This is a genomic window from Bradyrhizobium sp. CCBAU 11361 (assembly GCF_028128935.1).
Classification (GTDB): domain Bacteria; phylum Pseudomonadota; class Alphaproteobacteria; order Rhizobiales; family Xanthobacteraceae; genus Bradyrhizobium; species Bradyrhizobium niftali.
Genome location: NZ_LBJZ01000169.1, coordinates 52,131 through 75,263, shown reverse-complemented (window position 1 = coordinate 75,263; position 23,133 = coordinate 52,131). Strand labels below are relative to the sequence as shown.

21 protein-coding genes and 1 tRNA gene are annotated in these 23,133 nt (G+C 63.5%); 15 read left to right on the top strand and 7 right to left on the bottom strand.

The window, feature by feature from the left end:
- Nucleotides 1–840 (top strand): MFS transporter (locus XI08_RS18030; protein WP_333927634.1); only part of this gene is annotated, 840 nt, incomplete at its 5' end.
- Nucleotides 841–1,065: 225 nt separating this feature from the next.
- Here XI08_RS18030 and XI08_RS18025 read toward each other — a convergent pair.
- Complete coding sequence (locus tag XI08_RS18025) at nt 1,066–1,623, bottom strand: TetR/AcrR family transcriptional regulator (protein WP_271575414.1); 558 nt, start codon at nt 1,621–1,623, stop codon at nt 1,066–1,068.
- 201 nt (nt 1,624–1,824) lie between these two features.
- Here XI08_RS18025 and XI08_RS18020 point away from each other — a divergent pair, with 201 nt between their 5' ends.
- Both XI08_RS18020 and XI08_RS18015 read left to right on the top strand, forming a co-directional pair.
- Complete coding sequence (locus XI08_RS18020; RefSeq protein WP_271575413.1) at nt 1,825–3,069, top strand: efflux RND transporter periplasmic adaptor subunit; 1,245 nt, start codon at nt 1,825–1,827, stop codon at nt 3,067–3,069.
- Between the two features lie 293 nt (nt 3,070–3,362).
- Nucleotides 3,363–6,533, top strand: a complete 3,171-nt coding sequence (locus XI08_RS18015; RefSeq protein WP_271575412.1) for an efflux RND transporter permease subunit — start codon at nt 3,363–3,365, stop codon at nt 6,531–6,533.
- Between the two features lie 349 nt (nt 6,534–6,882).
- Here XI08_RS18015 and XI08_RS18010 read toward each other — a convergent pair whose 3' ends face one another.
- The gene (locus XI08_RS18010) at nt 6,883–7,551 is read right to left on the bottom strand and encodes an antibiotic biosynthesis monooxygenase family protein (RefSeq protein ID WP_271575411.1); all 669 of its coding nucleotides are present in this window, start codon (nt 7,549–7,551) and stop codon (nt 6,883–6,885) included.
- Between the two features lie 215 nt (nt 7,552–7,766).
- On the opposite strand from XI08_RS18010, the gene XI08_RS18005 reads away from it, so the two are divergent.
- Nucleotides 7,767–8,318, top strand: a complete 552-nt coding sequence (locus tag XI08_RS18005; protein WP_271575410.1) for a TetR/AcrR family transcriptional regulator — start codon at nt 7,767–7,769, stop codon at nt 8,316–8,318.
- A gap of 133 nt (nt 8,319–8,451) precedes the next feature.
- Nucleotides 8,452–8,991 (top strand): TetR/AcrR family transcriptional regulator, encoded by a 540-nt coding sequence (locus XI08_RS18000; RefSeq protein ID WP_271575409.1) that lies wholly within the window; start codon nt 8,452–8,454, stop codon nt 8,989–8,991.
- Here XI08_RS18000 and XI08_RS17995 read toward each other — a convergent pair.
- Nucleotides 8,965–9,462: a hypothetical protein gene (locus XI08_RS17995; RefSeq protein WP_271575408.1), complete on the bottom strand. Its 498-nt coding sequence runs from the start codon at nt 9,460–9,462 to the stop codon at nt 8,965–8,967. The two genes, XI08_RS18000 and XI08_RS17995, sit on opposite strands and share 27 nt — an antisense overlap.
- A gap of 221 nt (nt 9,463–9,683) precedes the next feature.
- On the opposite strand from XI08_RS17995, the gene yghU reads away from it, so the two are divergent.
- The 3 genes from yghU (at nt 9,684) to XI08_RS17980 (ending at nt 12,290) form a co-directional block, all read left to right on the top strand.
- Nucleotides 9,684–10,523: a glutathione-dependent disulfide-bond oxidoreductase gene (yghU, locus tag XI08_RS17990; RefSeq protein ID WP_271575407.1), complete on the top strand. Its 840-nt coding sequence runs from the start codon at nt 9,684–9,686 to the stop codon at nt 10,521–10,523.
- A 433-nt stretch (nt 10,524–10,956) separates the two neighbouring features.
- Nucleotides 10,957–11,715 (top strand): isocitrate lyase/PEP mutase family protein, encoded by a 759-nt coding sequence (locus tag XI08_RS17985; RefSeq protein ID WP_271575406.1) that lies wholly within the window; start codon nt 10,957–10,959, stop codon nt 11,713–11,715.
- Nucleotides 11,716–11,783: 68 nt separating this feature from the next.
- Nucleotides 11,784–12,290 carry a DUF1993 domain-containing protein gene (locus XI08_RS17980; RefSeq protein WP_271575405.1) on the top strand — a complete coding sequence of 169 codons (507 nt, stop codon included), beginning with the start codon at nt 11,784–11,786 and terminating at the stop codon, nt 12,288–12,290.
- 855 nt (nt 12,291–13,145) lie between these two features.
- Here XI08_RS17980 and XI08_RS17975 read toward each other — a convergent pair.
- The 4 genes from XI08_RS17975 to mnmA form a co-directional block, all read right to left on the bottom strand.
- Nucleotides 13,146–13,222, bottom strand: a tRNA-Met gene (locus XI08_RS17975).
- A gap of 286 nt (nt 13,223–13,508) precedes the next feature.
- A complete protein-coding gene (locus XI08_RS17970) occupies nt 13,509–13,871 on the bottom strand; it encodes a hypothetical protein (RefSeq protein ID WP_271575416.1) in 363 nt (120 codons plus the stop codon).
- Nucleotides 13,872–13,999: 128 nt separating this feature from the next.
- On the bottom strand, nt 14,000–14,638 hold the full coding sequence (locus XI08_RS17965) for a class I SAM-dependent methyltransferase (RefSeq protein ID WP_027544975.1): 639 nt from the start codon (nt 14,636–14,638) through the stop codon (nt 14,000–14,002).
- 23 nt (nt 14,639–14,661) lie between these two features.
- Nucleotides 14,662–15,843, bottom strand: coding sequence for a tRNA 2-thiouridine(34) synthase MnmA (mnmA, locus tag XI08_RS17960; protein ID WP_271575404.1), 1,182 nt, complete (start codon nt 15,841–15,843; stop codon nt 14,662–14,664).
- 342 nt (nt 15,844–16,185) lie between these two features.
- Between mnmA and XI08_RS17955 the strand changes: the two genes are divergently transcribed.
- The 7 genes from XI08_RS17955 to fliN all read left to right on the top strand — a co-directional run bounded on the left by XI08_RS17955 (nt 16,186) and on the right by fliN (nt 23,095).
- Nucleotides 16,186–17,805: a flagellar hook-length control protein FliK gene (locus tag XI08_RS17955; protein ID WP_271575403.1), complete on the top strand. Its 1,620-nt coding sequence runs from the start codon at nt 16,186–16,188 to the stop codon at nt 17,803–17,805.
- Nucleotides 17,806–17,818: 13 nt separating this feature from the next.
- Nucleotides 17,819–18,526, top strand: a complete 708-nt coding sequence (locus XI08_RS17950) for a flagellar hook assembly protein FlgD (RefSeq protein WP_025576516.1) — start codon at nt 17,819–17,821, stop codon at nt 18,524–18,526.
- A 394-nt stretch (nt 18,527–18,920) separates the two neighbouring features.
- On the top strand, nt 18,921–19,196 hold the full coding sequence (gene sciP / locus XI08_RS17945) for a CtrA inhibitor SciP (protein ID WP_002714638.1): 276 nt from the start codon (nt 18,921–18,923) through the stop codon (nt 19,194–19,196).
- A 202-nt stretch (nt 19,197–19,398) separates the two neighbouring features.
- Entirely contained in the window at nt 19,399–21,012 is a 1,614-nt protein-coding gene (fliF, locus tag XI08_RS17940) for a flagellar basal-body MS-ring/collar protein FliF (RefSeq protein ID WP_271575402.1), read from the top strand.
- A 17-nt stretch (nt 21,013–21,029) separates the two neighbouring features.
- Nucleotides 21,030–22,121 (top strand): flagellar motor switch protein FliG, encoded by a 1,092-nt coding sequence (gene fliG, locus XI08_RS17935; protein ID WP_027544970.1) that lies wholly within the window; start codon nt 21,030–21,032, stop codon nt 22,119–22,121.
- Entirely contained in the window at nt 22,121–22,741 is a 621-nt protein-coding gene (locus tag XI08_RS17930; protein ID WP_027544969.1) for a FliH/SctL family protein, read from the top strand. The genes fliG and XI08_RS17930 overlap by 1 nt, the downstream gene beginning before the upstream one ends.
- A gap of 3 nt (nt 22,742–22,744) precedes the next feature.
- Nucleotides 22,745–23,095, top strand: a complete 351-nt coding sequence (gene fliN, locus XI08_RS17925) for a flagellar motor switch protein FliN (protein ID WP_028173120.1) — start codon at nt 22,745–22,747, stop codon at nt 23,093–23,095.
- The last annotated feature ends 38 nt before the right edge of the window (nt 23,096–23,133 follow it).

The following is a 23,133-nucleotide window of genomic DNA, read 5'->3' as shown; positions in this document are numbered from 1 at the left end:
GTGGCATTCAACGGTGGCAGCGTTGGAGGCGTAATCTTCTCGCCCTTCTGGGTCGCCTTGATCGACGCGATCGGCTTCCCGGCCGCGGCACTGGTGGTTAGCGCGGCGATGCTCGCCACTCTCGGCGCGTTGGCAGTCTTCGTGCTGACGCGAACACCGGAGGGCCTGAACCAGGCCCCCGACGGCGGCCCCTTCACCGCTACGGTTCTTTTCGCCGGCGCGCCCGCTGAAACGGCCGCCCCGCCTGCCCGCCTCCGCCTTTTCCGCGATCGCGCCTTTCTCACGCTATGCATCGGAATGACCCTGGCCCTGTTCGCGCAAACCGGGCTGGTGGCGCACCTCGTCTCGGTGCTCGCGCCCACGCTCGGAAGGCAAGGCGCTGGGCTGGCCGCTGGCGCGTCTGGCGTGGCGGCCGTCGTCGGCCGCGTCGCCGTCGGCTGGCGCGCATCGGGCACCTCGAACTGGCGCGCTATCGCGTCGTACAGCCTTGTTGCGCAAGCGCTGGGATGCGGTGTGTTTCTCCTCGCGCACGGAAGCAGTCCGGCCCTCCTCGTGTTCGGTGTCGTGCTCTTCGGCCTTGGGGTCGGTAATGCCATCTCTGTTCCGCCGGTGATCGCCAATCTCGAATTTTCCAAGGGAGACGCTGCCCGGGCTGTGGCGTTGATCGTCGCCATCTCGCAGGGCGCTTATGCTATCTCTCCCGCCGTGTTCGGTCTCTTCCGCGAACTTTGGTCCGACCAGATCATATTCGTCGCATCGGTTGCGATTCAGGTCGCGGCGATTGTCGCTTATCTCGTAGGCGCAGGGCGCGCCTCGCCGCCGCACGCGGCCATCGACTAGCAGCGTCAACCAGACGGGCAGCGACGGTATCTGCCCACGATCTCGGTCAGGGCGCACCAGCTGTTGTCGCGAGCGCATGCCCGGCTGCGTCGCACGTTACGCGCACGACCGTTCTTCTCTGCCTCTCGAAGCATCGACCTTGAAAGGCCCTTTCGCGACTGGCGCGTGGCCTGAGGGAGCACGGCACGCGACGGCCGTCGCGCGCAGACCAGCTCCGAAATCGTGTCACTCCGCCACTTTGCTCGCTTCTGGCCAGGCTTCCATCGCAACCCGGCCGATGTTCTCAAGCTTCGCGCGGCTTGCTCCATCCCGGGCCTGAACGGCCATTCCGCGAACGATCGAGTGGATGAAGGCGGCAAGCGCATCGACATCGATCGTGCTCGGCATGTCGCCGTCACGGATTCCCTTTCGGATCCGGTCGGCGAGGTAGACCTCGGACGCCGCGCGATACTCGACCATCATGTCGCGGATCGGCACGAGGTCGGGCGCCTGATGCGTCCCCGACAGCGAAACCATGCAACCGCGCGGCAAGTCCTCGCGGGTGAACTGCTCCGCAGCCGACTCCAGGAGATGCGCAAAGGCTTCGCGCGTCGTCGCACCTTCCTCTGACAGCGCGCCCTGGATCCAGTTCTGGGCATAATCCATGAAGTTCTCGGTCGCCTCGCGGTAGAGGCGCTCCTTGCTGCCGAACGAGTTATAAAAGGTCGACGGGCTGATGCTCATCTTGGAGATGAGCTCCTCGAAGGTCGTGCCCTCGTAGCCATTGTCCCAAAACAGCTTCATCGCCTCGCGCAACACTGATGGGCGATCGAATGTCGACGGCCGACCGCGGCCGCGTTTTTGTGGCTCTGACATTTTTGGTGCCTTTACTCCAAAATTCGCTTGACTTGGTTTGGCCTCTCGCCGTATTGGTGATTATAGGAGCAGTTACTCCAAAAATAAAGACCCTTTCGAATATCCCTCGAACCACACGGCAGGCACACCATGAGCGACAATCTTCTGAAAGCCCCGGTCGACAGCGCAGCGACCGATAAATCCAGCCATCGCAAGATGTTGCGCTGGCAGGCCCCGCTTCTCGCCGTGCTCGTCGCCGGTGGCGTGGGCGGGTTCGCATATTTCAGCCAGGAGGCCTCTCACGCCTCGGTGCCCCCCGCGGCTCCACTAGCGGCCGTGACCGTCAGCAACCCCCTGCAGCGCGACGTCGAAGCGCGCCTCGGAGCGATCGGCCAGTTCTCGGCCATCAATCGGGTCGAGCTGCGCGCCCAGGTCGGCGGCACGCTCTCCGAGATCCACTTTGAAGACGGGCAGATCGTCCGTAAGGGCGACCTCCTGTTTGTCGTCGACCCTCGGCCCTATGAGATCAAGCTCGGCCAGGCGAATGCCGCGCTCGAATCTGCCCAGTCGCGGTACAGCCTCGCGACCAACCAGCTGGAGCGGACGCAGGCTCTGCTCAAGACCGGCAACTCGACTCGGGAAATCTTCGACCAGCGCGTTTCCGAGCAGCAGGCCGCCCAAGCCGCGATCGACGACGCTCAATCGCGCATCCGCGACGCACAGCTCGATCTCGAATACACCAGGGTGACGGCGCCCTTCGCGGGCCGCATCGGCGCCCGGCAGGTCTCAGTTGGCGGCCTGATTGCCGGCAGCCGCGCCGCCACGAGCCCGACGACGCTGCTCGCGACGCTCGTCTCGCTCGACCCGATCTACCTCGACTTTGACATGAGCGAGCAGGACTACCTGACCTTCCAGCGGCAGCGCCAGAAGCAAGCGGGCCCGCTCGACAACAAGGTCGAGGCATCGCTGAGCGATGAGACCAGCTATGGCTACCAGGGCGCACTCAACTTCCTCGACAACACGGTCAATCGCTCGAGCGGCACGATTCATGCTCGCGCGACATTCAAGAACCCCGATCTCTTCCTGGCGCCCGGACAGTTTGCTCGTGTTCGCATCGGCTTGACCGCTCCGGCCCCCGCGCTCCTCGTGCCCGACGCTTCGGTTCTTGCGGATCAGTCGTCGCATATCGTCCTTACCGTCAGCGACAAGAACGTCGTCGTGCCGAAGCCCGTAGAGCTCGGTGACCTACGCGGCGGCCTGCGCGTCGTCCGCTCGGGTCTCGCTCCCACTGACAGGGTCATTGTCGACGGTATCCCGACGGCTCGCCCCGGCTCGATCGTCGACCCGCGCGTCGCGCCGTCCAAGGTCGCGTGGAACAAGACCGCGACCGAATGAGGCCGCGATGCAGCCGATATCAGGCTGCATGAGGAAGGACAGTCTCGGCTCGTCCCGAGCCCCTCCAAGACGGATGAGCGTTTGGTCGCTCCTCCGTCTCGAAGGCTCAATTGAGAGAAAAGCGCGCGAAAGCACAGCCCTATCGATAGATAGAGGATTGACTCGCCTCGGCCCGTCCATCAAATTGTCTAGCAATCTATCGGTAGATAGTTACGGTTTGAACTTCGCGCGGTGTCGACCGTGGTTGAACTAGCTCAAGCCGCGTCTAGTCAAAAACCAGGCTGAGTCGAACCATGAAGCTCGCGCATTTTTTCATCGATCATCCGCGCTTCGCGACGGTGATCAACATCTTCTTCGTGCTGATCGGTCTCGCGATGCTGACGTCGCTGCCAGTCGCGCAATATCCCAACATCGTTCCGCCGACAGTGCAGATCACGACCGCCTACCCTGGCGCTTCCGGCCAGACCGTGGCGCGCACGGTCGCCACCCCCCTCGAGCAGGCGGTGAATGGCGTCGAGAACATGGACTACATTACCAGCCAGTCGACAGGGAACGGCCTTCTGACCATTACGGTCATCTTCAAGGTCGGCACCGATCCCAACACGGCACTGATGCTGACCCGAAACCGGGTCCAGGACACGCTTTCACGCCTCCCGCAGGAGGTGCAGCTTCAGGGCGTGCAGGTCAAGAAAACCATCCCGGCGCTCCTGCTCGGCGTGCATCCTTACTCGCCCGACGGTTCTCGCAGCGCAGAATATATCTCGAACTACTTCATCCTCCACGTCAAAGACGAAATTTCCCGACTGCCGGGCGTTGCAGACCTGTGGAATCTCGGCGAACGGCAATATGCCATGCGGATCTGGGTCGATCCCGACAAGGCCGCCTCCTCCAATATCAGTGCAAATGAGATCCTGAGCGCATTGCGCGCCCAGAACGCCCAGGTCTCGGCAGGCGTCCTCAACAAGCCGCCGGTGGCGAATCCGGCGGCCTATGAGATCAGCGTCGAGGCGCTCGGCCGTCTGACTACGCCCGAACAGTTCGGCGACGTCATCGTCAAGTCAGACGCGCAAGGCCGGGTGACGCGGATCCGTGATATCGCGCGCGTCGAGCTTGGCGCCGCCGACTACGGCTCGAAAGCCTATGCCGACCGCTACGACTCGTCGCCGTTCTGGGTGATTGCTCAGCCAGGCGCAAACGTCGTCCAGGTCGAGAAAGCGGTGTGGGACAAGATGGCGGAGCTGAAGAAAAGCTTCCCGCCCGGTCTCGACTACATCAACATTTACGATCCGACGACCTTCGTCAGCCAGTCAATCGACGAAGTCGTGCGCACAATCTTCGAAGCCATCGTCCTCGTCGTGATCGTGGTGTTCGTATTCCTGCAAAACTGGCGGGCGACGATCATCCCGGTGTTGGCCATCCCGATTTCCCTCATCGGTACCTTCACGATCCTCGCCGCCTTCGGGGTTTCGATCAACAATTTGTCGCTGTTCGGTCTCGTCCTCGCGGTCGGTATCGTCGTCGACGACGCGATCGTCGTGGTGGAAAATGTCGAGCGCAACATGCAAGCGGGCATGTCGCCGCGCGAAGCCGCGCACCAGACGATGACCGACGTCTCGACGGCATTGATCGCCATCGCGTTGACGCTCTGCGCTGTCTTCGTTCCCGCTGCTTTCATTTCCGGGATCGGCGGTCTGTTCTTCAAGCAGTTCGCAATCACGATCTCGGCCTCGACCGTGATCTCGTGTTTCGTCTCTCTGACGCTGAGCCCCGCCCTGTGCGCCGTCCTGCTCAAGCCGCATCCGACCGGCGAACACGCCAAGCCGCGTGGTCTTGGCCGGATCATGCACGCCATCTTCGGCCGCTTCAACCACGGCTTCGAGTGGCTGTCGTCCGCATACGGCAAGATGACCGCGCGTTTCGTCCGCGTCACCGCCATCATTGGTCTGGTTTACGTCGCGCTGATCGGTCTCACGGGTTTCCAGATGTCGCGGATGCCCACGGGCTTCATCCCCGAGCAGGACATTGGCTACCTCGTCGTGGTCATTCAGCTTCCGCCTGGATCGAGCCTTGCCCGCACGGACGAGGTTGTCCGTCAGGTGAACGACATCGCGCTCAACATTCCGGGAATGGAGCATACCTCGCCGGTCACTGGTTTCGACGTTACGACGAACACGGTCGCGCCGAACGCCGGCACGATCTTTGTCGCGCTGCCGTCGCTCTATGGAAAGAATATTCCGGGCGTGAACGCTGCGGCGATGCTCAAGATCCTTCGCGAGAAGCTCGCCGTCGTGAAGGACGCCTATGTCATCGCGGTCATGCCGCCGCCCGTGCAGGGCCTCGGCTCGGCAGGCGGTTTCAAGCTGATGCTCGAAGATCGCGGCGGTCTTGGAGCCCAGGCGCTCGCCAAAGCCGCAAACGATCTCGTCGCGGCCGCGAACAAGGATCCGACGTTCGCGGGCGTGTTCACCCTCTATAATGCCGGATCGCCGTCGCTCTTCGCCGACATCGATCGGTTGAAGGCGGAGAAAGTAGGTCTGACGCCGACCGACGTGTTCTCGACGCTGCAGCTCTATATCGGCTCGCAATACGTCAACGACTTCAACTACCTCGGCCGCACCTTCCAGGTGATTGCGCAAGCCGACGGGCAGTTCCGCGGAACGCCGGACGACATCGCGCGTCTGAAAGTGCGCAACACCGCAGGCGAGATGGTGCCGATCGGCTCGGTCGCGACCTTCCGGAACGAGACGGCGCCTTACCGAGTCCCCCGCCACAATCTCTACCCCGCAGCCGAGATCATGGGAGCGGCCGGAGCGGGCATTTCTTCGGGCACGGCCATGACGCGGATGGAGGAGCTGGCCAAGCAGGTGCTTCCGATGGGTGTCGCGTTCGAGTGGACCGAACTGTCGTATCAGGAGAAGCAGCAAGGCACGCCAACGATCCTCGTCTTCGCGGCGGCCGCGCTCTTCGTCTTCCTCGTCCTGGCAGCTCAGTACGAAAGCTGGAAGACGCCGCTGTCGATCGTGCTGATCCTGCCGATGTGCCTTCTCACCGCAGCCGCCGGCTTGCAGCTGCGCGCCATGCCGATCGACATCCTGGCGCAAATCGGGTTCGTCGTGCTGGTAGGACTCGCCGCAAAGAACGCGATCCTCATCGTCGAGTTCGCCCGGCAAGAGCAGGCGCGGGGCGAGTCGCCCGAACAGGCGGCGGTCGGCGCGGCGAAGACACGCCTTCGGCCGATCCTCATGACGTCGTTTGCATTCATCCTGGGCGTCTTGCCGTTAGCGACCGCGACCGGCGCCGGCGCCGAGATGCGCCAATCGCTCGGAACCGCCGTGTTCTTCGGGATGCTCGGGGTGACGATCTTCGGGCTTCTCTTCACGCCGGCCTTCTACGTGATGATCCAGAGGTTCCGGGCAAAGAAGGCAGATACGGTGGAGGAGGCTTCGGTTTCCCAATCCGCTTGACCTCGACCGGGACGGAGATCGGCGCGTTGCTGGTCTCCGTTCCGGTCGTTCCCGTTGTTTTCGTTGAACCGAAAAGAATAGCCAGGTCGTGGACGCCGAATTGGATATCCCGGACTCCGTGCTGATCGAGGGACAGCGGATTGCCTTCTCGCGGACCGGGAAGGGATGCCGCGTCGCGCTACTGCACGGGATTCCGACGTCGTGCAAGGTGACGGCGATCGATCTCCTCGGATAAGCGATCCGTTGGGATTGTCATCGGCAAGCGACCGCCGCGAGCACGGCGTCATAACGAGCGCCGAAAAGCCGTTGCGCGATCCGGCCGATATCTCCGGGTGCCGTAGCGGAGGCCCTATTGGGCTACGCGCGCAATCTCCGGGTAGTATTGCGGGCTCTCGCGTCGATCGAACATGCCGTAGTCGCGCACGATGCGCACGACGCGATGCCTGACTACGCCAGCGCTCGCGGCAGGACTGACGTCGAACGCGTCCGCCGATCGGCGGTCGCGCCACGACGTGAGGAGCGCCAATTTCCCCTCGTTGTAGATGCTCGCGAAGACGTCATGGTCCAGCAGAGCCGAACGGTGTCGATCGAGCGCCAGTAGCTCTGCGAGGTTCTCGGGGACGGGGTGGCCGGCGGGAGAGATTTCAGTCAGCGCAGCAAATTTTGCGTCGCCGACCTCGGTCTCGTCCAGTCGCTGCTCGACGAGCTTTACCCCGTCCGGCGGCGTTGAATCGGACACGACCTCGCCGACACGCAGGTGGTAGTCCTGAAAAACCTCGTCGCGGCCGCGTTGTTGCATCTCATGGTGCTTGGCGATCGTGCGCCATCGAACGACGGACTTTTCGTCGTGCCAGGTCGAATGTGAGAGAATCCACCCTGGCCGGCGCTTGCTCTCAAGCCGTTCGTTGTCAATGAAGCCGTCGATCCCCTCAAGGATCGGCTTCAGGTCTTTGGCGAGCGCGAGGTAAAGCTCGAATTCGCTGCGCTTTGGGTGGACTTCGAAAATAACAGAGAACATTCTGCTGAACCCGTTCGCTTGGAGTTTCAATCGAGGACAGCGCCGCCGTCTCGGCGAATCACGGTCCGCAACACCTTGGTCAGGCAGAACCGTTCCTTATTCGAATGCCGACCGAATCGTCTAGCACAATGTCCTATCGATAGATAGATTAAAGTTGTTGTTTTTGGTCTTTCAAAGCCCTACCTATCGAGAGATAGCCCATAGGAGCAGACCTGATGAGTGATGTCGCTGCCGCCATCATGGACGCCGCTGAGCGGCGGATGCGGAGAGGCGGCTTCAACGGCTTCAGTTTTCGCGAGATCGCCGCGGATGTCGGCGTGAAGAGTTCGAGCGTGCATTACCACTTCCCGACCAAGGAAGATCTCGCTGCGGCTGTCATCAAGCGCTACACCGCCGAGACCGCGGAACTGATCGAGCGCGAGCTCGGCAAGGAGAGTAACCCGATCAAAGTCTGGGTGAAGGCGTTTCGCGGAACGCTTCACTCGCAGGATCGGATGTGCCCGTGCGCAGTGCTCGGAGCTTCATCGCAGGATTTGCCCCCGGAGGTGGCCGCCGAGGTCAAGCGATTCTTCAAGATGTGCCATGACAAGCTTGTCGAGGAAGGCTTGCCGCCGGACGAGGCGTCTCAGTTGCTTTCCACAATCACCGGCGCACTCGTGGTCGCCAACGCGGTGAACGATTTCAGCGTCTACGACAACGCCACAAGGGAATTCACCAAGAGCAAGAAGCCTGCGCCGGTGAAGGCGGCGGCGCGGCGTCTCAAGTAGTCGAACCGGCACCCGAAACAGGGTGTTTTCGGAATCATGACGCGGGTTATTCGCTTCCACTAGCTATCACGAGACAAATTTCCCTGGCCAATCGCGCTAAAGTGGTCTATCTATCGATAGACAGGAGGGTTTCGTGAGCGGAACGGCCGAACGTTTGATGGATCTCGCCGAAGCCCACATTCGAGATCGCGGGTACGCCGGTTTTAGTTTCCGCGACCTGGCGGCTGAGGTCGGAATCAAGAGCGCGAGTGTCCATCACCACTTCCCGACGAAGGCGAAAATGGCGGCGGCCGTGGCCCAGCGCTACGCGAAGCGATTCCTCGCGTCTGTCGAGGCAAAACCCGATGAGAGCCCTGAGGATGCGATCAGCGCCTATCGTGCAGCGGTCAGAAAGACGATCGAGCACGACGGGCGCATGTGCCTCTGCGGCATTCTTGGTGCCGAGGCCGGCGCGCTGACACCGGAGGTGACGGCCGAGGTGCAGTCGTTCTTCCGCCGCTGCATAGAGGATCTCGCCGGCCGCGTCGGAGGTCCTGGCGCGACCGCGCGGGCTCACCACGTCATCGCCACACTGGAGGGCGGGATGATTCTTGCTCGTGCCTATGGCGACATCGGCGCCTTCGATCAGGCGACATCCGCGCTGAGCTCATCGATAATCAAACCGATCTCCTAAAGTAAAAGCAATGCGGCGAAAACTGATTGGGTGAAAGACCTTGCGGCGCGCGAAACCGGTGTGGGTTGCAGGCAAGACGGTGAAGCCGGGAGGATCGAATAAATGAGTTATATTGTTGTGGCGCGCTGGGTGGCAAGAAAGGAACATCAAAGCGAAATCGAGAACATTCTGCGGGAGTTCGTACCGCATTGCCGTGCCGAGCCCGGCTGCCGAAGCTTCATTGCGCACCAGTCTGTCGAGCGGCCGAACGAGTTTCTCTTGTACGAACACTATGGTGAGGAAAAGGACTTCGCCGATCACCAGGCGACACCGCATTTCAAAGAGCTGGTCCTCCAACGCGCGGTGCCATTGCTCGAGAGCAGAGAACGTGTGCCGTACAGGATCTTGGTTTGATGGGTGGCCGTCGGGCGTCGCCAAGTGACGGATCGAGGAGCCGGCGGCTTTGATGCCCACCGGACGCGAACAGGCCATTTTGTATTTTCTTCTGCAAAATGTTCAAGAATGTTGATTGTGCGAACAGCCTTGGCAGCCACACATGGTGTGATCGCGGCCGTGCTGCTCACGGAGAAGACGACGAAAGCGTAAGCCGGGTCTTATGATCGCACGCGGCATAGTTCGATCAGCGCCGAAACGTTGCCGTTGCCCGGCGCGCTAGAATCCTGCGTTGCGCGAGAATTAGACGGGAGCGGCCGATGAGTGCTGAAAACTACACCCCACCCAAAGTTTGGACAAACAAAGTCAGCGGCGGGTTTTTTGCCTCGATCAATCGTCCCGTCGCCGGGGCGACCCATGAAAGAGATCTGCCGGTTGGTCGGCATCCATTGCAACTCTACTCGCAAGGCACCTGGAACGGCATCAAGGTCACGGTCCTACTGGAAGAGCTCCTTGCGGTCGGCGAGACCGGGGCAGAATACGACGCCTGGCTGATCGACATCATGAAGGGCGACCAGTTCGGATCGGGCTTTGTCGAAGTCAATCCGAACTCGAAGATCCCGGCGCTGGTCGACCGCAGTATCGAGAAGCCCGTCCACCTGTTCGAGTCGGGTGCGATCCTGCTGTATCTTGCCGAGAAGTTCGGACGCTTTTTGCCCGACGACACGCAGGGTCGATCTGAAACCCTGAACTGGCTCATCTGGCAAATGGGAAGTGCGCCTTATCTTGGCGGCGGCTTCGCTCACTTTTACCGATACGCGCCTGTCAAGATTGAGTATGCCATCGACCGCTACACCATGGAAGTAAAGCGCCAACTCGACGTGCTCAATCGCCGTCTCTCAGACCGCATCTTCATTAGCGGAAATGAATACACGATTGCCGATATCGCCATCTTCCCCTGGTACGGAGCGCTGGTCCTCGGCTGGGCTAACGACGTGCGCGAATTCCTGAGCACGCACGAGTATCCAAACGTAGAACGTTGGGCAGCGGCGATCGCGAAACGTCCGGCTGTCCAGCGCGGGCGGCTCGTGAACCGCAAGCAGAATGACTGGCCAGGCTCGTTGCAGGAGCGTCACGACGCCAGCGATTTCGACCGTTAGCACGCCGCCCAGGCGCCCCTGCCCTTCGCGAGCGCAGGCCAAGCCTGTGCGGATAGTCATCACCGGCGGCGAGCGCCTCAACGAACCAAGGTCCCTTCGTCTGCGCGGACAATGAGCCAGGAGGTGACACCTGTGCGACACGCGTGGAGGCGTGGTCCTCGAGGACCGCTCCGGCGATTTCGTGAAAGCTTCACCGCAGGTGCGTAACCGATCGATTGTCTCGCTCAAGGCCGGCGGATCTGGAAGACCGGCCACGAGCCGTTCTATCAGTAGATAGATATTGACAGCGACACCGTCCGCTCGTAACAATCGCACTAACAATCTATCGATAGATAGCCCAGCCGACGAGGTTGGGTAAAAGCGAATCCAGTGTGCCACGGCGCATGAGGCGCGCCGCCTGTGCGTGTTCGCGAGTCAGGACAGGAGAACCACAGTGAACCAAGCCAAGAAAGCTAAGGAGTTTGCCGCCCTTCACGTCAAAGGGAATCCGGTAATTCTGTACAATGCCTGGGATGCGGGCAGCGCCAAAGCGATCGTCGAGGCAGGAGCGAAGTCGATCGCGACGAGCAGCTGGTCTGTCGCGGCCGCGCAAGGATACGATGACGGCGAAGATCTTCCGATCGCGATTGCCGAACAGGTCGCCAGCAAGATCGCTTCGAGCGTCAATGTGCCAGTCACCGTGGACTTCGAAGGCGGTTACAGCGACGACGATCACAAGCTCGCTTCCAATATCTCGAAGCTTCTCGACCTAGGCGTAATCGGCATCAACTTCGAGGACCGCGTAGTGAAGGGTAAAGGCCTTTACGACATCGACCGGCAGGCCAAGCGCATCGCCGCAATTCGTCGCGCGGCCGAGCACAAGAGCATCCCGTTCTTCATCAACGCTCGAACCGACGTCTTCCTCGGGAACAGCGCCGATGTCGAAGAGGCCCTGCAGCGGGAGAAGGCCTATGCGGCCGCCGGCGCGTCCGGCTTCTTCATTCCCGGCCTGACGGACGCCGATCAGATCAAGCGGATCGCGAGCGAAGCGACGCTGCCGGTCAATGTCATGGTGATGGAAGGCGTGCCGTCCAACGACAAACTCGCGAGGCTGGGCGTCGCTCGTGTGAGCTACGGGCCGATTCCGTATATCGAGGCAATGGAAGCGCTGCAGAAGAAGGCGGCCAAAGTCTTTCATCGCGATACGCGGTAAGGAAAACCCACGCGACGCGGCTTGCACCCACGGTCGTGGAGGCCCACAATTCAGGAGAGGATCAGACGATGTATTATGAAGCGATATCGCAATGCACGCAGTCCTTGAAGCTTGTCGAGGGCTGGCTCAATAAAACCGTAGCGTTCGCCGAAGCGAAAAACGTGGATGTCGACTCTATATTGAATGGCCGACTGGCGCCGGACATGAAGCCGCTGATCTATCAGGTCCAGAGCGCTTGCGACTACGTTAAGGCCGGGGCCGCCTGGCTGTCGGGACAGAGGCCGCCCGAGCACGAAGACAATGAGAAGACGGTGGAAGAGCTGCGCGCGCGCATCCGCAAGACGGTCGACTTCGCGCAAAGCGTTCCTCAAGAGCAGTATCAGGGCGCGGCAGGCCGGAAAGTCAGCCTGTCGTGGGCGCCCGGAAAGGTCCTGGGCGGCAAGGACTACCTGCTGCAGATGACGATTCCGAATGTCTACTTCCACATTGCGATGGTGTACGCGATCCTCCGCAACAGCGGCGTCGACGTCGGCAAGAGGGACTTTCTTGGAGCGGTCAATTTCGTCGATGCCTAAGCCTGGGGACCGCCTGTCCGTGAGGACGGTGCAGCGGCCGCCGAGCGGTCGAGGCGTGAGCGGTCCTCGAACTGGCCAAGATCGGGGCGATGCTCGATCTCGACGCGGAATGCCGAATACGCCTGGACGAGTGCACTGAAGGCTGAAGCCTCGATTGAGGCCGCTAGGACGGGGAGGCCTCCGAAAGCCATCGGGCGTCGGGCGACGAACGACTGCCGTCGGCCCGCACCGGCGGAATCCCTCAAATGCGACTCCGCCCGATATCGAAGCGTGAGGCCTTCGTTTCCATTGAGAGGGATTCGAACTGTCACCACGCTTGCCGGGTGGGGGCAACGCACCGACGATTTCCAATCAGCAAGAAACCACCGCTCAAAGGCGCGAGCCTACCAATCACATTGTCGGGAGTAGATCGGCCGCCGGCTGCCACAAAACACCGTTTGAAAAACCGTTTTAGTTCGGCCCTCTCAAACGGTTTCTTGCGTTAACGTCTTGATTTATATGGTGGGCGCACCAGGGCTCGAACCTGGGACCCGCTGATTAAGAGTCAGCTGCTCTTGAGCCGCTCGTCTCGGTTGGACTTAGGCCTTCCAAGGAATCGGCAGCCGAACAACGACAAAGCATCGCCGACACGGGGCTTCTGTTCCCTGCTCGATCTGACGACAACAAGATTGGGCGAATCCTTCGTGCCCTAGGCGAGCGAAAGAGAACCCATCGAGCCCGTCCTTTTTGCAGACACCCACCTTTCAGCAAGGATTCGATTACTATGGGGTCAGGGATGCGTGCTACCGATTTGCTACGAGGCCGTTTGCGAGGTTTTGCCGCGCAGCCTAACTGCCTGATATTACGATCGAATCGTGGTAGCGGGGGAGGGACTCGAACCCCCGACCCCAGGATTATGATTCCCGTGCTCTAACCAGCTGAGCTACCCCGCCACAGGGCTCGCGGGCGGCCGAACAAGGCCGATCTCGCGAACGCGCGGCATATAAGGAAGGGGGCGGCGGGCTGTCAATCCGCGTTTGCGAAAGCTTCCACCTTCGCAAGGCTTCCGCCTTCGCTAAAGCTTCGGCGGGACATGTCCGCGGGTGAATTTGAGCCCTTTTTGGGCCGAATCCGTCATGGCCGGGCTTGTCCCGGCCATCCACGCCTTCAATCGCCGGAGAACGTGGATGCCCGGGACAAGCCCAGGCATGACGACGAGATTGGGAATGCGGAACGGGCCTATTTCGGCCGGACCGTCGGGTCGCCGCCGGGGCTGCCGGGGGGCGGGATGACGGGGGTGTTGCCGCCGGAGTCGGGGGCCGGGGCGTGCATGTCGGGGTCTACGCCGGCGGGCGGGCAGAGTACGCCGTCGGACTTGGCCAGCCTGTCGCCGAGCGGTTCCCGCGACTGGCCGGTGGTGGTGCCATCGGGTACGGCGGCGCGGTTCGGGCGGTCTTGGGGCAGGCAATTGGCGGCGTGCTGGGCCGATGGCGGCGCGGTCGCTTGCGGCGGCGTCGCAGGTAGCGGCGGGGCCTGCGCGATCGCGGCGCCCGAGGCGGCGACGACGAGGCCCGCAAAGAGGAGTTTTGATGTCGTGCGCATGGGAGGGAAACGCGCGGCCAAGGTCCCGCGTTCCCGCTAAAGCGCGAGGAACTCGCGCTTTAACCTTTGTCTTTTGAGCATGATCTTGTCGGAAAACCGCTTCACACTTTTCCGGATCATGCTTCCGATCACGATTTGCGGTAGCGGATCAGCGAGAAGTGCCCCATCGGCGGCATCGGGCGGCGCTCGGCGAGCGTGATGCCGCCGTGTTTCGCGGCCCAATCGACCAGGCGCTGCCACGGGAATTCCGGGCGCCAGCCGAGGCGGCGGGCAACGGGTGCAAAGGCGAGCTCGAACAGTTTTCGCGGACCGCTCTCGGCGCCGATGTGGTTGACGAGGATCAGCTCGCCGCCCGGCTTGAGCACGCGCACGAACTCGTCGAGCGTGCCTTCGGGATCGGGCACGGCGGTGATGACATATTGCGCGACCACCGCATCGAAGAAGTTTTCCGGGAAGGCGAGGTTCTTGGCGTCCATCACCGAGAGCACCTCGACATTGCTGAGCCGCATCGCGCGCACGCGCGCCTGCGCCTTGCGCAGCATCGGCTCGGAGATGTCCACGCCGCAGATCTTCGTGGTGCGCGAATAATCAGAGAGCGAGAGCCCGGTGCCGACGCCGACGTCGAGGATGCGGCCGCCGATGCGATCGGCCTCCGCGATGGTCGACTGCCTTCCGGCGTCGAACACCTTGCCGAACACGAGATCGTAGACCGGCGCCCAGCGGCCATAGGCCTTCTCGACCCCGGCCCGCGAGATGTCTGCTGCCATGCCCCCTGCCCCAGCTTTTTTTCTTAGCCGCGCACCGCTTCCACCAGCGGCCTCGCTGCGTTGCTCGCGACCTTGGCCGCGGCGCTTTGAATGAAGCCGCCGCCGAGCACGCGGGCCTGGCCGCTGGCTGCGTCGTAGAACACGCAGGCCTGTCCCGGCGAAACGCCCTCCTCGCCAGCGACGAGCTCGACCTCGTAGTGGCCATTGCCGCCGCGCAGCCACGCCGGCTGGGGGCTGCGGGTCGAGCGCACGCGCACGAACATCTCGAGGCCGCTTCCGATGGCGCGGTCGATGTCGCCGTCGCCGATCCAGTTGACGTCGCGCAGCACGATGCGGTGCATCTTCAGCGCCTCGCGCGGGCCGACCACGACGCGGCGGTTGGCTGCCTCGAGCCGCACCACGAACAGCGGCGCGTGCGCGGCGATGCCGAGGCCGCGGCGCTGGCCGACGGTGAAATTGGCGATGCCGTTGTGCTGGCCGAGCACGCGGCCGTCGAGATCGACGATGTCGCCGGGGTCCATCGCGTTCGGCCGCAGGCGGGTGATGATGTCGGTGTAGCGGCCGGTCGGCACGAAGCAGATGTCCTGGCTGTCGTGCTTGTCGGCGACCGCAAGACCAAAGCGGCGCGCGAGCTCGCGCGTCTGCGGCTTGGTCATGTCGCCGAGCGGGAAGCGCAGGAAATCGAGCTGGTCGCGCGTGGTCGCGAACAGGAAGTAGCTCTGGTCGCGATCGGCATCGGCGGCGCACACCAGCGCGCGCGAGCCGTCGTCGAGATGGCGCGAGGCGACGTAATGGCCGGTGGCGAGCGCCTGGGCGCCGAGCTCGCGCGCGGTCTTCAGGAGGTCGCGAAACTTGACCGAGCGGTTGCACTCGATGCACGGCACCGGCGTCTCGCCGAGCGCGTAGCTGTCGGCAAAGTTGTCGATGACGGATTCGCGAAAACGGTCCTCGTAGTCGAGCACGTAATGGGGGATGCCGAGCTTGGCAGCGACGTCGCGGGCGTCGTGGATGTCCTGGCCGGCGCAGCAGGCGCCCTTGCGATGGGTCGCCGCGCCGTGGTCGTAGAGCTGGAGCGTGATGCCGACGACGTCGTAGCCCTCAGCCTTGAGCAGCGCAGCCGTCGTCGAGGAATCGACGCCGCCCGACATGGCGACGACGACCCTGGTGTCCTGCGGACGGCCTTCGAGATCCAGACTGTTGAGCATGGGTTCTTAAGGTGTGACGGCGGCGTTTTGCGATCCGCGATGTGCCTTGGCCGGGACATCGGCGGTCCCGGGGAGCTTCGGTTCCCGCAGAGGCGCGATTTCCCCAGTCGAAAGCGGCTGAGAGCGATCTCTTTAATATAGGGGGCATTCCGGTGAAGCAATCACGGGGGAGGCCGGCTTAGGGCAATTCTTGCCGGGGCGGCAGAAATGGCGGGTCGCGGAGGGCCCTGCGGCGGCAACTTTGATCCATCAAGATATTGATTTTCAAAGATAAATTTGGTCGCGCGGGGCTGGCCCGCTCCTTGCTACCCCTGTGCCGAAGATGTTTTCAAGGGGTCGCCTGTGGTCGGTCGGACGTCAGATGTAGCTGCGAGCGTGCCAGTTCCGAGCGCGCAGCAAAAGACTGCGCGCTCGCAAGGGCCGAAGGACAATTCGACGAACGACTCCTTCGGCTCGCTGGTCGACAGCAACACCCAGGCGATCAGCAACAACGCGGCCTCGCAGGCGCAGGACAGCGCGCCGCGGCGGACCGATTCGGCGTCGTCCGCCTCGGACAAGAGCCCGCGCGACACCGCCTCGACCGCCCCCTCCTCACAGAGCAAGGCGAGCGACGACACCGACACTTCCGCGCCCGCCAGGAGCGAGGCGACGGACGATCCGGCCAAGGGTCCAACCAAGACCGGCAAGACCAAGGACAAGCCAGAGGCGTCCGACGCCAAATCGGCTGACAAGTCCGACGAGACCAAGGGCGACAAGGCCGACGGCACCGACGGGCTCGCCGCCGCCGTCGATGCCGCAGCGGCCGCGCAAGTGGACGCGACGCAGACCGCCGTGCCTGATCCCGGCGTCGTGGTGGCCGCGCCGGTCGTGCCTCTCGATCCGAACGCTGCGGCGAGCCAGGCCGGCGATGCCGCCTCCTCGCCGCTGACGATCGCCGCCGCCGGCATCGCCGCCAGCGCCTCCACCGCGGCGCAGATCGCCGGCACCAAGGCCGATACGGCAACGCCTGGCGACAAGAGCGCCAAGGCCGCAGGCGCCAAGGTCGATGCCGACACCTCGGCGACGCTCGCCGATGCTGCGACCGGCACCACCGACGGCACCGCGACCGACGCCAAGACCAATGGCGGACTGATCGCCGCCGCCGGTGAGGGCACGCCAAAGACCTCGTTCAAGGCCGCCGCGACCGCGCAAGGCGCGAGCGACGTCTCCAATATCGGCCAGGACGCGGGCAAGGCGAACGCCACGACCGCGCAAACTCCGGCGACCGCGACGGGCGCCGCCGTGCATCCGCAGGCGGCCAAGCCGCAAGACGAGGCCGGCGCGACCGACGCGAAGACAGGTCCCGCCGACCGCGCCGCCGATGCAACCCCTGGCGCACCGGCCACGCACGCCCATGCGAATGCGCAAGGCCCCGTCACCGCGACCGACAGCAGCGCGCAGGCCGCCTCCGCCGTGCAGGCGCCGCTGACCAATACGACTTCGGCTGCGACCGCCTCAACCGCAACGCTCACCGCGACCGCGGCAACCTCGACGGCCGTGCCGATCAACGCCGTGCCGATCGAGATCGCAGCCGCCGCGCGCGCCGGCAAGACCCGCTTCGACATCAGCCTCGATCCGGTCGATCTCGGCCGCATCGACGTGCGCATCAATGTCGACCGCAACGGCCAGGTCACCTCGCATCTCACCGTCGAGAAGCCGGAGACGCTGCAGATGCTGCGGCAGGACGCACCGCAATTGCAGCGCGCGCTCGACGATGCCGGCTTCAAGACCGGCAGCAACGGGCTCTCCTTCAGCCTGCGCGACCAGAATTCGTCGGGGCAGAACTCCGGCCAGAACAACGACAATGGCGGCAATGCCCGCCGGCTGATCATCAGCGAGGACGACACCGTTGCCGCAGCGCCTGTCGGGCGCAGCTACGGCCGCATGCTCGGATCGAGCAGCGGCGTCGACATCAGAGTGTGAGGAGTATTCGATCATGACCACCACGAATGCCGCCACCGCCCCATCAGTCGTCTCCGGCACGACCGACATTCCGAAATCCTCCTCGTCGAACTCGCTGAGCTCGACGACGGGATCGACGCTGGCCGGCAACTTCCAGACCTTCCTGACGCTGCTGACGACGCAGCTGCAGAACCAGAACCCGCTCGATCCGCTCGACACCAACCAGTTCACCCAGCAGCTGGTGCAGTTCGCCGGCGTCGAGCAGCAGCTCAAGACCAACGATGCGCTGTCCCAGCTCGTCACCCTGCAGCAGACCACGCAGGCGACCCAGGCGCTGGGCTTCGTCGGCAAGACGGCGCTGGTCGACGGCTCGACCGCGACCATGAAGAACTCGTCGGCGACCTGGCATCTCAACGTGCCGACCGACTCGACCGTGGACGTCACCGTCGCCAATTCCAGCGGCCAAACCGTGTTCACCGGCAAATATACCGCCGCCGCCGGCACCGACATTCCCTTCACCTGGAACGGAATGGGCAATGACGGCACGCAATGGCCCGACGGCAAGTACACGATCTCGGCCACGGGCAAGGACGTGGCGGGCAACAATGTCGGCATCGCCGCGCAGGTGCAGGGCGTGGTGTCGTCGGTCGACCTGACCCAGTCGCCGCCGCTGCTCACCATCGACGGCGCCAGCTACACGCTGAGCCAGGTGAAGAGCATCATCGCGACGAGCAGCAATTAAGGACGGCGGCGCCACGCCACACATAAGGTGTCATCCCGGCGAAGGCCGGGATCCATAACCACAGGGAGAAGTTTGGCGACGATTCGTGGTTAGGAAGTCATTCTTGGTACTGCTACCTGCGTCTCATCGATAGATCACGCGGTATGGGTCCTGGCGTTCGCCAGGACGACGATTGAGGGCTTGGCAGCGTCGCGCGCGGGCCCGATTTGTTAGTAAAGTATTTACCTTCTGCCCCGCCCGGCCGGCCGAGATTCCGTCTCCAGCCCGCCAAGCCGGCCGCGTTCCCGCAAGTTTCAACGAGAATTGTATTGAACCCTTAGGCTTAGCGGATTTTTAAGCCGCGGCGCGTAGGGTTACGGCGTGAGTTCAGTGGTTGAGAGTTTGTGAGTACGCCATGACAGAACCCCATCGCCCGAGGGTAAAATACGTCATCGGGCCGGACGGCAGTCCGCTGACGATCGCAGATCTGCCCGCACCCGGCACCAAACGCTGGGTCATCCGCCGCAAGGCTGAAGTCGTCGCCGCCGTCCGTGGCGGACTTCTCTCCCTCGAGGAGGCCTGCAGCCGTTATACGCTGACGGTCGACGAATTCCTCTCCTGGCAGTTTTCCATCGACCAGCACGGTCTGGCGGGTCTTCGCACCACCCGCATCCAGCAATATCGCCAGTAAGCGATCCGGAAATCTGCGGCTTTTGACGAAAATCGGCCTCGCCCTGCGAGGCCGATTTTTTTCATGATCGTTCCTGTTCGTTCTTTGGCGCTACTTTTGTCCCAGCTCTTAACCTTCGTTAACCATATCGAAACCATCACCTAGGCAATAATTGCCCAGTCGACCGCTCTGGAATGCGGGTCGAATTGGTCGGGGCGGTTGCTTGCAAGGTCTTGCGGACTTTTTAAAAGGTATCGGCGCCGCCCGGTTCGGGGCGATGATCGCGGTCACCGCCGCGCTCGTCGGCTTCTTCGCGTTCGTCATCATGCGGGTCACCACGCCGCAGATGACGACGCTGTTCACGGACCTCTCGGTCGAAGATTCTTCCAGCATTATCAAAGACCTGGAACGCCAGGGCATCCAGTTCGAGCTGCGCAATGAGGGCACCATCATCATGGTGCCCAAGGACAAGGTGACGCGGCTGCGGATGAAGCTCGCCGAGGGCGGCCTGCCCAAGGGCGGCGGCGTCGGCTACGAGGTGTTCGACAAGTCGGACGCGCTCGGCACCACCTCCTTCGTCCAGAACATCAATCATCTCCGCGCGCTGGAAGGCGAGCTCGCCCGCACCATCCGCGCCATCGACCGCATCCAGGCCGCCCGCGTCCATCTGGTGCTGCCGGAGCGCCCGCTATTCTCGCGCGAGGCGCCGGAGCCGTCGGCCTCGATCGTGGTGCGGGTCCGCGGCGCGCTGGAGGCGCAGCAGATCAGGGCCATCCGCCATCTCGTCGCCTCCGCCGTCAACGGACTGAAGCCGCAGCGGGTCTCGATCGTCGACGAGGCCGGCCAGCTGCTCGCCGACGGCGCCGCGACCGATCCGGAGCAGGCGCTCGGCGACGAGCGCCGCACCACCTTCGAGAAGCGGATGCGCAAGCAGGTCGAGGACATCGTCTCCTCGGTGGTCGGCTCGGGCCGCGCCCGCGTCCAGCTCTCCGCCGATTTCGACTTCAACAAGATCACCCAGACCTCGGACAAGTTCGACCCCGAGGGCCGCGTGCTGCGCTCGAGCCAGACCCGCGAAGAAAGCAGCATGACCGCCGACAACAACGGCCAGGTCACCGTCAACAACGAGCTGCCGGGCAACCAGCAGAACAGCGGCGTCGCGGCCAAGGACCAGAGCAAGAAGACCGAGGAGACCAACAATTACGAGATCTCCCGCACCACCAAGACCGAGGTGACCGAGGCCGGCCGGGTCAACCGCATCTCGGTCGCGGTGCTGGTCGACGGCATCTACAGCAAGAACGAGAAAGGCGAGCTGGCCTATCAGGACCGCACCAAGGAGCAGCTCGACCGCATCGCGACCCTGGTGCGCTCGGCCATCGGCTTCGACCAGAAGCGCGGCGACCAGGTCGAGGTCGTCAATCTGCGCTTTGCCGACGCCCCCTCCACCGCCCCGATCGGCGAGCCTGGCGGCTTCCTCGGCATGCTCCAGTTCACCAAGGACGACGTCATGTACTTCGTCGAGCTCGGCGTGATGATGCTGCTCGGCCTGGTCGTGCTGTTCCTGGTGATCCGCCCGCTGGTCAAGCGCATCCTCGCCTCCGACGAAGTCGCCGCCGCCATCAGCGGCGTGCTCGCCGGCCCGGCCGCCTCGGACGAGGCCACCCCGGCCGCCGGCCAGGCGCTGCTGCCCAGCGGCGCCGCCAGCGCGATCGACGTCGCCACCATCCAGGGCCAGGTCCACGCCCAGTCCGTTCATCGCGTCGGCGAGCTCGCCGAGCGCAACCCCAACGAAACCGTCGCCATCATCCGTCAATGGCTGACCGAACCCGCGAAATGATCGAGAAGTGAACTGACATGGCCGCCAACTTGCAAAACGCCAACTCCAACGACATCACCAGCGTGATCTCGACGCTCGGCGCCCGCCAGGGCAGCCGTGCGGGCGGCAAGTCCGAGGCGGTGGCGGGACCCAAGCGCGCCGCGATCCTGATGCTGGCGTTGGGCGAGCAGTACGGCGGCAAGATCTGGTCGATGCTCGACGACGACGAGGTGCGCCAGCTCTCGCTGGAAATGTCGACGCTCGGCACCGTCGAGGTCGACACGGTCGAGGACATGCTGCTCGAGTTCGTCTCGCGGATGTCGGCCTCGGGCGCGCTGATGGGTAATTTCGACGCCACCGAGCGGCTGCTCCAGCAATACCTGCCGCCGGAGCGCGTCAACGGCATCATGGACGAGATCCGCGGCCCTGCCGGGCGCAACATGTGGGAGAAGCTTTCCAACGTGCAGGAAGAGGTTCTCGCCAACTACCTCAAGAACGAATATCCGCAGACCATCGCGGTGGTGCTGTCGAAGCTGAAGCCGGAGCACGCCGCGCGCGTGCTCGGCATCTTCCCCGAGGACCTCGCGCTCGACGTCGTCAACCGCATGCTGAAGATGGAAGCGGTGCAGAAGGAGGTGATCGAGAGCGTGGAGAAGACGCTGCGCACCGAATTCATGTCCAACCTGTCGCAGACCCGCCGCCGCGACGCCCACGAGGTGATGGCCGAAATCTTCAACAATTTCGACCGCCAGACCGAAACGCGCTTCATCACCTCGCTGGAAGAGGACAACCGGGAATCGGCCGAGCGCATCAAGGCGCTGATGTTCACCTTCGACGACCTGGTGAAGCTGGATTCCGGCTCGGCCCAGACCCTGATGCGCAACGTCGACAAGGACAAGCTTGGCGTCGCGCTCAAGAGCGCCAACGAGGACGTCCGCAACTTCTTCTTCGGCAACATGTCCTCGCGCGCGGCCAAGATGCTCCAGGACGACATGGCGGCGATGGGCCCGGTCCGTCTGCGCGACGTCGACGAGGCGCAGGCGCTGCTGGTCAACCTCGCCAAGGACCTCGCCGCCAAGGGCGAGATCATGCTGACCAAGAACCGCGCCGACGACGAGCTGGTGTATTGATGGCCGCTCCGGCAAAATTCCTGTTCGACACCGACTTCGCCGCGCCGGACCGGACGCGCGAGAAGGCCGCGTCGGCGGCCGAAATCGCCCAGAAGGTCGCGGAAGCGGAGGCGCGCGCCTATCAGGACGGCTTTGCTGCCGGCCAGCGCGAGGCCAAGGCCGAGAGCGACCGCCGCGTCGCGCTCGCCATGGAGGAGATCAACATCGCGATCCGGGGCGTCGCCTCGGGCATGGGCAACATCGAGACCAAGATGGAGACCGAGGCGGTCGAGGTCGCGGTCGCGGTGGCGCGCAAGCTGTGCGCCGATCTGGTCGCCGCCGAGCCGCTCGGCGAGATCGTGGCGCTGGTCAAGGACTGCTTCTCGCACCTGGTCGCGACGCCGCATCTCGTCGTCCGCATCAACGACGAGCTCTACGACAGCGCCCGCGAGAAGATCGAGCGGCTCGCCAAGCAGAGCGGCTTCGAGGGCCGGCTGGTGATCCTGGCCGAGCCGGAGATTGCGACCGGCGACTGCCGGATCGAATGGGCCGATGGCGGCGTCGTGCTGGAGCGCGGCGCCATCGCGGCCAAGATCGACGAAATGGTCGGACGCTATATCGCGTCCCGCAGGGGGAGCTAAGCCATGAGCGACACCGACGGACAGGTCCCGCTGCCCGATCTCAACGGCCCGATGCCGCCAACCGGCACCGATGTCGGCTACAGCGAGGACGAATATGCGGCACGCGCCGCCGCCGACCTCGAGGCCGTGTTCGACGTGCCGGTGCAGGTCTCGGCCGTGCTCGGCCGCTCCAAGATGGACGTCGGCGAGCTCTTGAAGCTCGGGCCCGGCACCGTGCTGGAACTCGACCGGCGCGTCGGCGAGGCCATCGACATCTACGTCAACAACAAGCTGGTCGCCCGCGGCGAGGTCGTCCTGGTCGAGGACAAGCTCGGCGTGACCATGACCGAAATCATCAAGACCGAACGCACGTAATTATTACGCGAACACAGGGAATGACGCGCGGCAGCGCG

Coding starts and splice junctions, on each gene's coding strand:
- XI08_RS18025 (WP_271575414.1), bottom strand. CDS start 1,623: ATGAAGCTGTTTTGGGACAATGGCTACGAGGGCACGACCTTCGAGGAG.
- XI08_RS18020 (WP_271575413.1), top strand. CDS start 1,825: ATGAGCGACAATCTTCTGAAAGCCCCGGTCGACAGCGCAGCGACCGAT.
- XI08_RS18015 (WP_271575412.1), top strand. CDS start 3,363: ATGAAGCTCGCGCATTTTTTCATCGATCATCCGCGCTTCGCGACGGTG.
- XI08_RS18010 (WP_271575411.1), bottom strand. CDS start 7,551: ATGTTCTCTGTTATTTTCGAAGTCCACCCAAAGCGCAGCGAATTCGAG.
- XI08_RS18005 (WP_271575410.1), top strand. CDS start 7,767: ATGAGTGATGTCGCTGCCGCCATCATGGACGCCGCTGAGCGGCGGATG.
- XI08_RS17995 (WP_271575408.1), bottom strand. CDS start 9,462: ATGGCCTGTTCGCGTCCGGTGGGCATCAAAGCCGCCGGCTCCTCGATC.
- yghU (WP_271575407.1), top strand. CDS start 9,684: ATGAGTGCTGAAAACTACACCCCACCCAAAGTTTGGACAAACAAAGTC.
- XI08_RS17980 (WP_271575405.1), top strand. CDS start 11,784: ATGTATTATGAAGCGATATCGCAATGCACGCAGTCCTTGAAGCTTGTC.
- XI08_RS17970 (WP_271575416.1), bottom strand. CDS start 13,871: ATGCGCACGACATCAAAACTCCTCTTTGCGGGCCTCGTCGTCGCCGCC.
- XI08_RS17965 (WP_027544975.1), bottom strand. CDS start 14,638: ATGGCAGCAGACATCTCGCGGGCCGGGGTCGAGAAGGCCTATGGCCGC.
- mnmA (WP_271575404.1), bottom strand. CDS start 15,843: ATGCTCAACAGTCTGGATCTCGAAGGCCGTCCGCAGGACACCAGGGTC.
- XI08_RS17950 (WP_025576516.1), top strand. CDS start 17,819: ATGACCACCACGAATGCCGCCACCGCCCCATCAGTCGTCTCCGGCACG.
- sciP (WP_002714638.1), top strand. CDS start 18,921: ATGACAGAACCCCATCGCCCGAGGGTAAAATACGTCATCGGGCCGGAC.
- fliG (WP_027544970.1), top strand. CDS start 21,030: ATGGCCGCCAACTTGCAAAACGCCAACTCCAACGACATCACCAGCGTG.
- XI08_RS17930 (WP_027544969.1), top strand. CDS start 22,121: ATGGCCGCTCCGGCAAAATTCCTGTTCGACACCGACTTCGCCGCGCCG.
- fliN (WP_028173120.1), top strand. CDS start 22,745: ATGAGCGACACCGACGGACAGGTCCCGCTGCCCGATCTCAACGGCCCG.